The organism is Novosphingobium lentum NBRC 107847, from assembly GCF_001590965.1.
GTDB classification, from domain to species: Bacteria; Pseudomonadota; Alphaproteobacteria; order Sphingomonadales; family Sphingomonadaceae; genus Novosphingobium; species Novosphingobium lentum.
In genome coordinates, this window is the sequence record NZ_BCTW01000020.1 from 49,156 (window position 1) to 62,205 (window position 13,050).

Here is a 13,050-nt window from a genome sequence, read left to right on the forward strand (position 1 = left end):
GCGCAAGCACCGCCGCGTGGACGACGGGCGCGGTCGATCCGCGCCGATGCGTTACAAGGGCCGTGCGACAAGTGAGGTCGCGTGCGAACAGGCAGGCACATTCTGGCGATCGGCATCGCGGTGCTGATCGCAATTCTGGTGGTGGCATGGATCAAGGGTGGGACGCAGCCGATGCGCTGGATAGAACAGCCGGTGAAGCCTCCTCGGGGCGCAGCGTGATGGCGCGCGCTGCCCTGCTGCCTGTGATGCGTCCGCGCCGCTGGGCGTTGCTCGGTTGCGTCGGGCTGCTGTGCCTGTCGGGCGCGGTCGTGGCGCAGCGCGGACCGGAATCGCTGCTGCCGCCCGGTTTCGACAGCGCGCCCGCCCCGACGCCGGCGCCCAAGGCTGCGCCGAACCGCGCCGCGGCTGCCGAGCCTGCTCCGGTAGGGGCGACCTCCACGCCCGTCATCCAGGCCATTCCCAAGGGCGCCAGTGGTCCCGTCGCCCCCCGCGCGCCATCGGTCGGGCCGCTGGCAGCGGGCGAGGGCGACATTGCCGATACGATCGATCCCGATCTGCTCCAGCAGCTGATCGACAGCACCAAGCCCAAGTACGACATTCCCCCCGCCAGCCAGCGCAGTCTGGCCGAAGTCGGCGTGATCGCGGAACAGGACGGCGGCATGGCGTCCGCATCGACCGCGATGCTCAGCGGGGATTACATCGCCAAGATCATCATCGGCACCAAGGGGCCGCTGGTGTCGCGCTGGGGCCAGATCCTGCTGCGCCGCGCATTGTCGAGCCGGCTGGCGACGCCGGTGGGCATGAACGGGGCCGATTGGGCGGCGATCAGGGCGCAGACCCTGCTCAACATCGGCGAGGCGGATGCCGCGCGGATGATGGTGCAGGAAGTCGATAGCGGCGACTACACGCCCTCGCTGGAGGACGCGGCGATGGGCAGCTTCCTGGCGACGGCGGACCCGGTCGGCATGTGCCCGATCACCGCACTGACCGCGGCGGAGCGCGACGGCCCGCAGTGGGACATGATCCGCGCGATCTGCTCGGCGTTCACCAGCGATGGCCCACCGGCAATGTCGCAGCTTGATCGCACGATGCGGCACGGTGCCGCCGACAAAGTCGACGTGCTGCTGGCGCAGAAGTTCGCAGGCGCTGCCTCGACCACCCGGCGGGCGGTCAAGATCGAATGGACCACGGTCGATAACCTGACGCCATGGCGTTACGGCATGGCGCTAGCGACGGGGCTGGAACCGCCGGCCGATCTGATGGCCAAGGCGGGTGCGCCGTATTATCTGCTCGCCGCCCGCGCGCCGATGCTGCCGCTGGCCTCACGCGCGGCGGCAGCCGATTTCGCGGCAGCGCGCGGCGTGCTGTCGAGCGCGGCGATGGTCGATCTCTACAGCCAGCTTTATGCGCAGGACGACCAAGGCGACGAGTGGGCCGGGCGTGCGACCAAGCTGCGCGACGCCTACACTGCGGCCAGCCCCGACGACCGGATCAAGGCGATCAAGTCGCTGTGGGGCGACGACAGCGATCCGGCCCGCACTTACTCGCGGCGGGTGCTGACCGCCTATGCCGCCGCGCGCGTGCTGCCCAGCGACGCCGCGTCGGCCGACGCCGATGCGTTGATCGCCTCGATGCTCACTGCCGGGCTCGATCGCAATGCGCTGCTGTGGGCGCCGCATGTGTCGCTCGGCAGCCATGCGTGGGGGCTGCTGTCGCTGGCCGCGCCATCGCGCACGCCGGTCGCCAGCGATGGCCTCAACGCGTTCTACCAGGATGACAACAGCAAGGACGCGCTGCGTTCGGGCTTCCTGCTTGCAGGGCTGATGGGGCTGGACCGCGTGTCCGGCAGCGACGCCAGCAGTTATGCCGGCAAGCTCAAGATCGACATGAGCCGCCAGACGCGCTGGACCCACGCGATCGACGAAGCGGCGCAATCGAACAATCCCGCGCTGGTGGCGTTTCTGGCCGGTTTCGGCATGCAGGGATCGGGTTGGGACAAGATGACGCCGGTCTATCTGCTCCACATCGTCGGCGCGCTGCACAAGGTCGGCCTTGATGGCGAGGCGCGGATGATCGCGGCCGAGGCCATCGCGCGCGTCTGATCGCGCACCAGATCGGGAGCACCGCATGGTCGACGCAATCGCCGATTTCCTGGCGATGCTGGCGGCCGAACGCGGTGCTGCCGCCAACACCCTGGCCGCCTATCGCCGCGATCTGGTGGCCGCCCAAGCGGTCGTCGGCGATCTCGCCTCGGCTGATGGTGCTAAGCTTGAAACCCTCGGCCAAGCCTGGCGCGATCTGGCGCCGTCGAGCGTGGCGCGCAAGGTTTCGGCGCTGCGTCAGTTCTATGGCTTCCTGATCGACGAAGGACGGCGCACTGACGACCCGACGAGTGCGATGCCGCGACCGCGCAGCCGCCGACCGCTGCCCCGTCTGCTCGATCATCATGATATCAAACAACTTTTTTCACATGCGGAGCAGGAGGCGACGACCCACGACGCACCGGGCTTGCGCATGCTGGCGCTGCTGGAGCTGCTCTACGGGTCGGGCCTGCGCGCGACCGAACTGGTCTCCCTGCCGTTGAGCGCGGTGCCGCGCGATGCGCCGCTGCTGACGATCGCGGGCAAGGGCGGGCAGCAGCGCATGGTCCCGGTGGGCAAGCGCGCGGGCATGGCGCTGTCGGCGTGGCTGGCGGTGCGGCCTTCGGGCGGGAAGCACGTGTTCCCTTCGCCGGGTGGCGGGCACCTGACGCGGGTGCGCCTGTTCCAGCTGCTGCGCGACCTGGCCTTGCGCGCCGACATCGATCCGGCGCGGATCAGTCCCCACGTGCTGCGCCACGCCTTTGCCACGCATTTGCTCGAAGGCGGGGCGGACTTGCGCGTGTTGCAGACGCTGCTGGGCCATGCGGACATCGCCACCACGCAGATCTACACGCATGTCGATGCGGCCAGGCTGGTCGCGCTGGTCAACTTGCGCCATCCGCTGGCCGAAGGGGCTGCCGGCGGTCATGCGCCAAGGTTGACCGGCGCGCGCCATATCCCTAGCGCGAAGCCATGATTTCCTACCTCGAATTCGAGAAGCCGGTCGCCGCGCTGGAAGCGCGAATTGCCGAATTGCGCGAAACCGCGCAGAGCGGCGAACTGGACATCTCCAGCGAGATCCGCCGGCTTGAAGCCAAATCGGCCGATCTGCTCGCCAGCACCTATCGCGCGCTCACCCCGTGGCAGAAGACGCAAGTCGCCCGCCACCCGGCGCGCCCGCATTTTCAGGACTATGTCGCGCAGATCTTTACTGATTTCCTGCCGCTGGGCGGTGACCGGCTGTATGGCGAGGATCAGGCGATCGTCGGCGGCATGGCGCGGCTGGGCGATCGGCGGGTGATGGTCATCGGCCACGAAAAGGGTAACGACACCCAAAGCCGCATCCGCCACAACTTCGGCATGGGCAAGCCCGAAGGCTATCGCAAGGCGGTGCGGCTGATGGAACTGGCCGGGCGGTTCGGCCTGCCGGTGGTGACGCTGGTCGATACTTCGGGCGCGTTTCCCGGGGTCGAGGCCGAAGAACGCGGTCAGGCCGAGGCGATTGCCCGATCGACCGAGGCCTGCCTGGCGCTGCAGGTGCCGATGGTCGCGGCGATCGTCGGCGAAGGCGGATCGGGCGGGGCGGTCGCGCTGGCCAGCGCCGAACGCGTGCTGATGTTCGAACATGCGGTCTATTCGGTGATCTCGCCCGAAGGCTGCGCCTCGATCCTGTGGCGCACCGCCGAAAAGGCGCCTGAGGCGGCCGAAGCGATGAAAGTCACCGCGCAGGACCTGCTGTCGCTCGGCGTGATCGACCGCATCGTGCCCGAGCCGGTGGGCGGCGCGCATCGCAATCCGGCCAAGGCCGCGCAGACGCTGGGGCTGGCGCTGGCCGACGAACTCGATGCGCTGGCCCGCAAGGACGCATCCACCTTGCGCACGATGCGCGAGGAGCGGTTCCTGAAGATCGGTGCCTGAAGTCGGTACCTGAACGGACCGGAACCCGGCTTGCGTTGACGTCCATCTCCCGGCAGACCCGCAGCAGGCCGCTGAGACGGCCGTCGCACTTGCGGGAGTTTTTGTCGATGCGCCACCGATCCTCGTTCCGGACCGCCGCCTGCGCGCTGCTGGTCCTGGCCATGTCCTCGTCACCGATCGCGGTCGAGGCGGCTCTGGCGCAAAGCGGCGGCGTGTCGGCGATCAGCGCCGCAGACCGCAAGCAGGGCTCCGACGCCAATCCGCAGCTGATCCAGGAATATGGCGGCGCGATCACCGGCCCGCAGGCCAGCTACGTCGAAACGGTGGGCAAGAACATCGCGGTGCAGTCGGGCCTCGGCAATGCGCGCGGCGACTTCACCGTCACCCTGCTCAATTCGCCGATCAACAACGCGTTCGCGATTCCCGGCGGGTACATCTACGTCACGCGGCAGCTCGTCGGGCTGATGAACAACGAGGCCGAACTGGCCGGCGTGCTGGGCCACGAGGTTGGCCACGTGGCCGCGCGCCATTCGGCCAAGCGGCAAAGCGCGGCGCAGCGCAACACGATCTTCGGCGCGCTGGGCGCCATCCTGTCGACCGCGGTGCTGGGCAACAGCGCGCTGGGGCAACTGGGCTCGCAGGTGTTCTCGACCGGCAGCCAGCTGCTGACGCTGAAGTTCTCGCGCGCGCAGGAAACCGAGGCGGACAATCTGGGCGTCCAGTATCTGGGCAAGGCGGGCTACGATCCGCGCGCGATGTCGACCGTGCTGCAGAGCCTGGCCAACCAGACCGCGCTCGATGCGCAGCTGCTGGGATCGAACGAGGCGGTTCCCGCTTGGGCGAGCACGCACCCCGACCCGGCGTCGCGCGTGCGCGCCGCGCTGGTGCAGGCCGGGCCCGCCGCGCGCGGGACGACCAACCGCGATGTGTTCCTCACCCGCATAAACGGCCTGATGTATGGCGACGATCCGGCGCAGGGCGTGGTCGAGGGGCGGCGCTTCACCCATCCGGTGTTCCGCATGGCGTTCGATGCGCCCGCCGGGTTCGCCATGCAGAACGGCACGCGATCGGTGGCGATCAGCGGCCAGTCGGGCAAGGGCGAGATGTCGACCGCCGCCTACAATGGCGACATGGAAGCTTACGTCCGCGCGGTGTTTGCCGGGCTTTCGCCGGAAGGGCAGGCGGCGATTGCTCCCGCTTCGATCGAGCGGACCACGGTCAACGGCATTCCGGCCAGCATCGGCACGGCGCGGGTGACCAGCGGCGGCAGTCCGGTCGATGTCGTGGTCTATGCCTACGAATGGTCGCCCAGCCAGGCGTTCCACTTCGTCACGATCAGCCAGGCGGGCCAGGCCGGTGCGTTCGATCCGCTGTTCAAGAGCATGCGGCGGATCAGTGCGGCCGAGGCAGCGGCGGTCAGGCCGCGCCGGATTTCAGTGGTGACGGTGAAATCGACCGACACGCTGCAATCGCTGGCGGCACGGATGGCTTATACCGATCAGCCGCAACAGCGGTTCATGGTGCTCAACGGGCTGACCGGGACCGCGCGCCCGCCCGTGGGATCGAAGGTCAAGCTCGTCGTCTATTAGGCGGCGCGTCGCACCGCTGCTGTAGGCGCACGAAAAAGGGGCGGAAAAGCCGTGCTTTCCCGCCCCCTTCCTAAGTCGGCTTCTCAGCGAAGCTTAGAGATGGCCGTCCGACGCGTTGTTCATCTGACCGGAAACGGTGTTGAACGTGGTCGACAGCGAGTTGCCGAGCGAACCCATGGCGGTGATCGCGGCAACGGCCACGAGAGCGGCAATCAGGCCGTACTCGATTGCGGTGGCGCCTTCGTTGTCGGCGAGCAGGTTCTTGAAAAACTTCATGATGGTCTCCTGGAGCTGGTCTTCTACTTTCCCGACTCACCCCCTGTTGAAGAGCAAGCATCACCTTCGTTACGCGGGAAACGCTAAAAGGCCGTTAACGCGCCAGGGCCGCCGTCGTGTGATTGTCCACGGTGTGGTACATGTTGTAGATGCTGTTGGTGATGTTGCGCAGGCCGAACGTCATGGCGATGCCGAGCAGCCCGACGAGCAGGCCATATTCGATGGCGGTCGCAGCGGAACGGTCGCGCAGGATTCTGGACATCAGCGACTTCATCATGAATCCTGTTCAATTCGGCAGTCTAGTGCATAGTGTTCCGGGTTTAAGATTGTCTTGATGCAAGCTCGAGAATGTTTTGCAATGCTGGTTGTCGTCGCTGCCGCCCTGATCGACCGCGACGGGCGCGTCCTCATGCAACGGCGCAGGTTGGCCGCCGAACACGGCGGCTTGTGGGAGTTTCCGGGCGGTAAGGTCGAAGCCGGCGAATCCGCCGAAGCCGCGCTGGTTCGCGAACTCGACGAGGAACTCGGCATCGCCATTGCCACAGCCGACCTGACGCCGCTCGCCTTCGCAACCACGCCGCAGCCATCGATACAGCGCCCGGCCGGGATGGTGCTGCTGCTGTTTGCTTGCCGGGCGTGGCAGGGCGAGCCACGGTGCCTCGATGGCGAGGCGATCGGCTGGTTCGAGCCGGGTGCGCTGGCAGGGCTGCCGATGCCGCCGCTCGATATATCGTTGGCAGCGGCGGTAATCCGGCACCTTGGCGATTGATCGCTCTATGTGACTTGCCAAGCGCAAATCTCCTGCCTATGAGCGCGTCTCCCGGCGCCCGTAGCTCAGCTGGATAGAGCATCAGACTACGAATCTGAGGGTCGGACGTTCGAATCGTTCCGGGCGCACCATTTTTCCAATACCGGGGTCCAGTCCCCATGACGGGGCGGTCGCAAGACCGCCCCTTTCGCGTTTGTTCGCCAGCTTTGGGGTGTCCGCTCCCGCTTGCCGGAACGAACTGCGGTGCCACCGGTTCTTGCTCGGAACGATCGCCGCAGCCGCGCGGCGCGAGCCTGCACTGCGAAGGGGACCCGCAATGAAGCACCTCGAGGATATTTTCGACCGGCTGCGCGCCGACCACGACAAGCACCGCGACCTGCTGGCCCGGCTGGAACAGACCAGCGGCGAAACCCCGGAACGGCACGCGCTGTTCGAGGAATTCACGCTGGAGGCCAAGGGCCATGCCGCCGCCGAGGAACAGGCGCTGTATTCGACCGTGCTGCGCAAGCCGCCGCTGACCGCCTGCGGGCGCCATTCGGTGGCCGAGCACCACGAGATCGAGGAAATGCTCAACGATCTGGCGGCGACGCCAATGGATACCGGCGGCTGGCTGACCAAGTTCCGGGGCGTGAAGGACAAATACCTCCACCATATCAAGGAAGAGGAAACCGAGATGTTTCCCAAATTCCGCAAACAACTGACCGAGGACGATGTCGTTTACATGCGGCAGGTGTTCGAGCGTCGCAAGCCGGTGGAAAAGAGCAAGGCCGACATCACGCCGGAAAAAATGGAAGAAGCCAAGGACTGAACAGACCGCTAGGGACTGGGGATGGAACAGGCGGATACAGGCCGGGGCGTGGGTGAAGGCGAGCAGTTGGGCGATGACCGGGGCGCGATCGTTGCCGGGGGAGCCGCCGAGGACCGCGGCGTATCCCCAGCCGTCTGGCGGTTCGCGAACGCAAGCCGGGCTCACGCGGTCGTCGATGCCGGGCCCTATTTCGAGCTGATGCGCGAAGCGATGCTGTCGGCCCGCCAGCGCATCTTGCTGATCGGGTGGGATTTCGACACGCGGATCAAGATCGGCGGCGGGCGACGGTGGTGGAACCTGCCGCGCAAGCAGGTCCCGCCCGCGCGCCTGGGCCCCTTCATGATCTGGCTGGCCAATCGCAATCCGGACCTCGAAGTGCGCGTGCTGAAGTGGAATTTCGGCGCGATGAAAGCCTTCCTGCGCGGCTCGATGATTATCGACCTGATCCGCTGGTGGCGGCATCCACAGATCGATTTCAAGCTCGACAGTGCGCATCCGCTGGGTTGCAGCCACCACCAGAAGATCGTGGTGATCGACGATCGCTTTGCTGTGTGCGGCGGCATCGACATGGCGGGCGATCGCTGGGACACGCGCGAGCACCTTGAGCACGACGCGCGTCGGCGGCGCCCGAACGGCGACTTGTTCGGGCCCTGGCACGATTGCACGATGCTGCTCGAAGGCGATGTTGCCAAGGTGCTGGGCGATTTCGGCCGCACCCGCTGGCAGCAGGCCGGTGGAACACCGATGGCGCCGTGCGTGCCGCAGGACGAATCACCCTGGCCCGAGCGGCTGAGGGCGGAATTCCGCAACGTGTCGGTGGGCATTTCGCGCACTCGATCGCAATACAACAACGTCGGCGAAGTGCGCGAGATCGAGGCGCTGTTCATCGAACAGATCGAATGCGCCAAGCGGTTCATTTATGCCGAGAACCAGTATTTTGCGTCGCGCACCATCGCCGAGGCGATCAGCCGCCGCCTGGCCCAGCCCGATCCGCCCGAGATCGTGCTGGTCTGTCCGGTGTCGTCCGACGGCTGGCTTGAACAGGCGGCGATGGACGGGGCGCGGGTGCGGCTGTTTCGCTCGATCGAGGATGACGCGCATGGCGACCGGTTCACGATCTGGCATCCGCTCAATTCGGCCGGAACGCCGATCTATGTTCATTCCAAGCTGCTGATCGTCGATGACGAAATCCTGCGCATCGGTTCGGCCAACATGAACAACCGCTCGATGGGCCTCGACAGCGAATGCGACGTGTTCATCGATTGCGCGCGCGATGAAGCGGGCAGTCAGCCTTGCAGCGCCGCAATTACGCGCCTGCGACATTCGCTGCTCGCGGAACATTGCGGACTTGACCCGACGGTCATTCCGGACTTGCTGGAAAAGCACGGCTCGATGGCGGCAATGATTGCGCACGCGCCGCAAAGCGGGAAGCGGTTGCAAAAGTTCGTGCCGCGTGCCTTGACCGATACGGAAAAGGCGCTGGCCGATAACGAAGTGCTCGATCCGGAACGACCGGAAGAGATGCTGTCGTTCTACAAGCGGCGAAATCTGTTCATGGGCCGCTTTCTGCGGCGACCGAAATGACGATGGGGGATGGGACAAGCAATGAACAGCATGGTGGTTCCGGAAGACGATGATGGCCGGGGTAAAGTGCCGGTGCCCGCCGACGTGCAGGATGCGATCCGCACGTTGATCCGCTGGGCGGGCGATGATCCGCAGCGCGAAGGCCTGCTCGATACACCCAAGCGCGTGGCGCGCGCGTGGAAAGAATATTGCAGCGGTTACGCCGAAGACCCTGCCTATCACCTGTCGCGCCGGTTCGAGGAAGTCGGCGGCTACAACGAACTGGTGCTGTTGAAGGACATTCCGTTCCAGTCGCACTGCGAACACCACATGGCGCCGATCATCGGCAAGGCGCACATCGCCTACATGCCACGTGACAGCGTCGTGGGCATTTCCAAGCTGGCGCGGGTGCTCCACGCCTATGCCCGGCGGCTGCAGATCCAGGAGCGGCTGACCGCAGAAGTCGCGCAGTGCATCTGGGACAACCTCCAGCCGCACGGAGTTGCGGTGGTGATCGAGGCGAGCCACGCCTGCATGACCGCGCGCGGCGTGCGCACGCCGGGCGTGGGCATGGTCACCAGCCGCCTGCTCGGCTGCTTCCTCGACGATTCGCGCAGCCGCAAGGAAGTGATGAGCCTGATGGGCTACTGATTGCCCTGCGCACGGGCGCTGGGCGGCAAGAATGCGTCGGAATGAAGGGCGGCGCCGGTGGTATTGGCGACATCGGCGCTTGCCAGTTGGCAGGTAATCTGGAATTCTCCGCCCAGCTCGCATGAATGTGAGGTCGGGTTCGCGGCAGCTTGTAACAATAGTTTGTGCAGTGCGGCGCGTTTCGACCTTGGTGTTCTCTCAACCCGATGTGCGGTTCCCAGGCCAAAGTGTTCCCTCGCGCCGAAATGGAGGGACGAATACATGGCGAACCTTGTTTCCCAATGGCTGGCAATGTCACAGGCGGATCTCGACAGCCTGTTTTCGCAAGCCGAGCCCGGCCCCATTCCCGATGGGGAGGCCAAGGGCACCGCGATCATTGCGCCCGGCACCACATTTTCGACCGAAATCGCCGCGATCATCAACATGTTCGCGTGGCAGGGCAAAGTGTTCGATGCCGAACACGGCTTTCTGCGCAACCACATCCTCGCGTTCGGGCTGAAGGCGATCGTCGCCAAAGTCTACAAGGGGCCAAGCTGGCTCGACGGCAAGGAGTGCATCGTCCTCGATTATTCCGACACGTCGCTGGTCGCCTCGCGCGTCCGCGATGAAATCCGGATGATCGAGCCCGGGACGTATCTCGGCAAAGTCTATTGGGGCAAGAAGCGGCTGATCGATTTCGCGCTGGAATTCGGCGGCTGAGCGGTGCCATGATCGAGCAGCGGCACATCTGCGTTGCCGGCGTGCTGCGCCACGACGCGGCCCCCGCGCTCGAGTCCCTGCTGGCATCGATGAACACCGCGCCGGGGCAGGCCGGCCCCGGGAATGCGCTGGTCCCGTTCGGCCGTCTGGCGCAAATCCACGTCGCGCGCTTCGTCATCCTCGACGATCCCTCGCTCCCCGACCGCGAGATCGCGCCCTCGCTGCCGGTGCACGAGCCGGTGCGGCTGGCCTTCATTGCCGACTTCGACGGCAGCGCCGACGTGCTGCTGGGCGATCTGGTGCGGGTGGCCGAGCCGGGACTGCGCCGGATCTTCGCGCACTGCACCGATTTCGACGAGGGTTCTGGTGACGTGGCTGCGTGGATGCGCGGCCACAGCATCGTCACCGCCGCCAACTATGTGAACTGGCGCGGGCGCGGCACGGTGCAACTGCGCGAGGAAGCCGCGCTTCACAGCGCGTTGCGCACCGCGCGCCTTGCCCATCCGCAAGCGACACCCGAGGAGCTGTGGCCCGTCCTGAAGCAGGCCGGAAGTGGCATCGGTCTGACACCGTTGCCGTCCAGGTCGATCGGCTGGTGGATCAGGGAGGCGCTGCACTTCCTCACCTTGCCCGTCTTGGCCCTGCTGCTGGCACCCATCCTCATCCCGCTGCTGCCGTTCCTGATCATCCTGCTGCGCTGGCGCGAGACGCATGATCCGGTGATCGTCCCGGTGCCGCTGCCCGAGCGCAACCGGCTGCTCTCGGCGCAAGAGGATCACGACATCACCAACCAGTACAGCGCGATCGGCTCGCTCAAGCCGGGCCTGTTCCGCCGCTGGCTGACCGTGGCGATCCTGTTCGCGATCAACTGGGGCGCGCGGCACATCTACGCCAACGGACGGCTTGCCCGCGTCAACACCATCCATTTCGCCAGCTGGACGTTCCTCGACGACCAGCGGCGGGTCTATTTCGCCAGCAATTACGACGGCAGCCGCGAAGCCTACAACGACGATTTCATCAACAAGGTGGCGTTCGGCCTGAACCTGTCGTTCTCCAACGGACTGGGCTATCCGCGCACCCGCTGGCTGATCCTCGACGGCGCGCGGCACGAACAGGACTTCAAGTGGTACCTGTTCCACCACCAGATCCCGACGCAAGTCTGGTACAAGGCGTTCCCCGGCCTCAGCAACTACGACATGGCGCGCAACGCCCGCATTCGCGCAGGGTTCGAGCGCAAGCCCGAAGGCAACGCGCTGCGCCGCTGGATCGCGGAGATCTGACGATGGCGGCAAGCGATCAGGCAGCCGATATCCAGGCCATGACCGAGCGCGGGTTCGGCTCGCTTGACGGCGCCAGCTACCTGTTGCTCAGCATCGACGATGCTGCGCGAGCCCGCACCTGGTTGCGCACGCTGGCGGTCACGTCGCTGGCCGATGCCCGGTCGTCGAAGCTCGACCGCGTATGCCAGATCGCGTTTACCGCGTCGGGGCTTGCCGCGCTGGGCATCGCGGCCGACGCGGCGCACGGCTTCGCGCCCGAATTCGCCGAAGGGATGGCGGGCAACGAACGCCGCTCGCACCGGCTGGGTGACGAAGGCGAAAACGCGCCGGACAAATGGTACTGGGGCGTGGCCGACACGGAGCCGCACGTGCTGGTCGTGCTGTTGGCGCCCGTCGCCGCCATCGCTGCGGTCGAGGCGGAGCATGTCGCGGCGCTGACCGGAGCCGGTTGCGCGCTGATCCGCGCCAACCGCTCGAACGGACCGCTGGGGCGCGAGCCGTTCGGCTTTGCCGATGGCCTGTCGCAACCCGAGGTCGATTGGGACGGCCAGCTGGTGCCGGGCGGGGCGAAAGACCGGCTCTATCGCAACACGCTGGCGGCGGGCGAAGTGCTGCTGGGCCACACCAACGAATACGGCTTCGTGCCCGCGTGGCCGAGCGAGCGCGAGATCGGCCGCAACGGTACATACCTCGTCTACCGCCAGCTGGAACAAGACGTGCACGGTTTCTGGCGCTGGCTGCGGGAGCAGGCGGGCAAGGCGGGTGCCGTCGGCTTGGGCGAAACGATGATCGGCCGGGGGATCGACGGGGCGCCACAGCCGGGACTTGGCGGCGCTGCCGGACCCGGTGCAAACGACTTCGGTTTCGGACAGGATCCCGATGGGCTGGCCTGCCCGATCGGCGCGCATATCCGCCGCGCCAACCCGCGCAGTGGCGACGATCCGCAAGGCCGCCGGGGCTTTTTGCGCGATGTTATTTCCTCGCTGGGCCTGAAGGGCAGCGCGATGCAAGACGCCGTAGCCTCTGCGCGGTTCCACCGCATCCTGCGGCGCGGGCGGCCGTATGGGCCGATCGGCTTGCCGGCAGGGGCAGGGGACGATCCCCCCACGCCGGTCGAGCCATCGGGCCTGCACTTCATCTGCCTCAACGCCAGCATAGCGCGTCAGTTCGAATTCGTGCAGGGGGCGTGGGTCGCGAGCGCCTATTTCGCGGGGCTGTCGGGCGAACAGGACCCGATCCTGGGCAACCGCCTTCCCGCGAGCGGGGGCGGCGCGACCGATGCGTTTCACTATGCCGACGCCGAGGGCTGCCCCCGCCTGGCGACCGGGTTGCCCCAGTTCGTCACGGTGCGGGGCGGGGCCTATTTCTTCCTGCCGGGCCTTGCGGGCCTTGCGCAGATACTGGCCGGCTGATGCGC

Annotated in this window: 14 protein-coding genes and 1 tRNA gene; 13 read left to right on the top strand and 2 right to left on the bottom strand. The window is 66.5% G+C overall.

Annotated elements, in window-relative coordinates:
- Nucleotides 1-81 precede the first annotated feature (81 nt).
- The 5 genes from NL2_RS21255 (at nt 82) to NL2_RS16550 (ending at nt 5,587) form a co-directional block, all read left to right on the top strand.
- Entirely contained in the window at nt 82-219 is a 138-nt protein-coding gene (locus tag NL2_RS21255; RefSeq protein WP_157083215.1) for a hypothetical protein, read from the top strand.
- Nucleotides 219-2,102: a hypothetical protein gene (locus NL2_RS16535; protein ID WP_245647727.1), complete on the top strand. Its 1,884-nt coding sequence runs from the start codon at nt 219-221 to the stop codon at nt 2,100-2,102. The genes NL2_RS21255 and NL2_RS16535 overlap by 1 nt, the downstream gene beginning before the upstream one ends.
- Nucleotides 2,103-2,127: 25 nt before the next feature.
- Nucleotides 2,128-3,057: a tyrosine recombinase gene (locus tag NL2_RS16540; RefSeq protein WP_068076802.1), complete on the top strand. Its 930-nt coding sequence runs from the start codon at nt 2,128-2,130 to the stop codon at nt 3,055-3,057.
- Nucleotides 3,054-3,998 (top strand): acetyl-CoA carboxylase carboxyltransferase subunit alpha, encoded by a 945-nt coding sequence (locus NL2_RS16545; protein WP_068076803.1) that lies wholly within the window; start codon nt 3,054-3,056, stop codon nt 3,996-3,998. Before NL2_RS16540 ends, NL2_RS16545 begins: the two co-directional genes overlap by 4 nt.
- Nucleotides 3,999-4,105: 107 nt before the next feature.
- Nucleotides 4,106-5,587 (top strand): M48 family metalloprotease, encoded by a 1,482-nt coding sequence (locus NL2_RS16550; RefSeq protein WP_068076804.1) that lies wholly within the window; start codon nt 4,106-4,108, stop codon nt 5,585-5,587.
- Between the two features lie 93 nt (nt 5,588-5,680).
- Here the strand turns inward: NL2_RS16550 and NL2_RS16555 are convergent, their stop codons facing one another.
- Entirely contained in the window at nt 5,681-5,863 is a 183-nt protein-coding gene (locus NL2_RS16555; RefSeq protein ID WP_068076805.1) for a Flp family type IVb pilin, read from the bottom strand.
- 94 nt (nt 5,864-5,957) lie between these two features.
- On the bottom strand, nt 5,958-6,137 hold the full coding sequence (locus NL2_RS16560) for a Flp family type IVb pilin (RefSeq protein ID WP_169799533.1): 180 nt from the start codon (nt 6,135-6,137) through the stop codon (nt 5,958-5,960).
- 84 nt (nt 6,138-6,221) lie between these two features.
- Here NL2_RS16560 and NL2_RS16565 point away from each other — a divergent pair, with 84 nt between their 5' ends.
- From NL2_RS16565 to NL2_RS16600, 8 genes are all read left to right on the top strand, one after another.
- Nucleotides 6,222-6,632, top strand: a complete 411-nt coding sequence (locus NL2_RS16565; RefSeq protein WP_245647728.1) for a (deoxy)nucleoside triphosphate pyrophosphohydrolase — start codon at nt 6,222-6,224, stop codon at nt 6,630-6,632.
- A 54-nt stretch (nt 6,633-6,686) separates the two neighbouring features.
- Nucleotides 6,687-6,763: transfer RNA gene (locus tag NL2_RS16570), tRNA-Arg, on the top strand.
- A gap of 185 nt (nt 6,764-6,948) precedes the next feature.
- Complete coding sequence (locus NL2_RS16575) at nt 6,949-7,440, top strand: hemerythrin domain-containing protein (protein WP_068076808.1); 492 nt, start codon at nt 6,949-6,951, stop codon at nt 7,438-7,440.
- A gap of 21 nt (nt 7,441-7,461) precedes the next feature.
- The gene (locus NL2_RS16580; RefSeq protein ID WP_084356155.1) at nt 7,462-9,024 is read left to right on the top strand and encodes a phospholipase D-like domain-containing protein; all 1,563 of its coding nucleotides are present in this window, start codon (nt 7,462-7,464) and stop codon (nt 9,022-9,024) included.
- Nucleotides 9,025-9,045: 21 nt separating this feature from the next.
- A complete protein-coding gene (gene folE / locus NL2_RS16585) occupies nt 9,046-9,654 on the top strand; it encodes a GTP cyclohydrolase I FolE (protein ID WP_068076809.1) in 609 nt (202 codons plus the stop codon).
- Nucleotides 9,655-9,915: 261 nt separating this feature from the next.
- Nucleotides 9,916-10,353 (top strand): hypothetical protein, encoded by a 438-nt coding sequence (locus tag NL2_RS16590; RefSeq protein WP_068076810.1) that lies wholly within the window; start codon nt 9,916-9,918, stop codon nt 10,351-10,353.
- Nucleotides 10,354-10,361: 8 nt separating this feature from the next.
- Nucleotides 10,362-11,633 carry a hypothetical protein gene (locus tag NL2_RS16595; RefSeq protein ID WP_068076811.1) on the top strand — a complete coding sequence of 424 codons (1,272 nt, stop codon included), beginning with the start codon at nt 10,362-10,364 and terminating at the stop codon, nt 11,631-11,633.
- Nucleotides 11,634-11,635: 2 nt separating this feature from the next.
- On the top strand, nt 11,636-13,045 hold the full coding sequence (locus tag NL2_RS16600; RefSeq protein ID WP_068076812.1) for a Dyp-type peroxidase: 1,410 nt from the start codon (nt 11,636-11,638) through the stop codon (nt 13,043-13,045).
- The last annotated feature ends 5 nt before the right edge of the window (nt 13,046-13,050 follow it).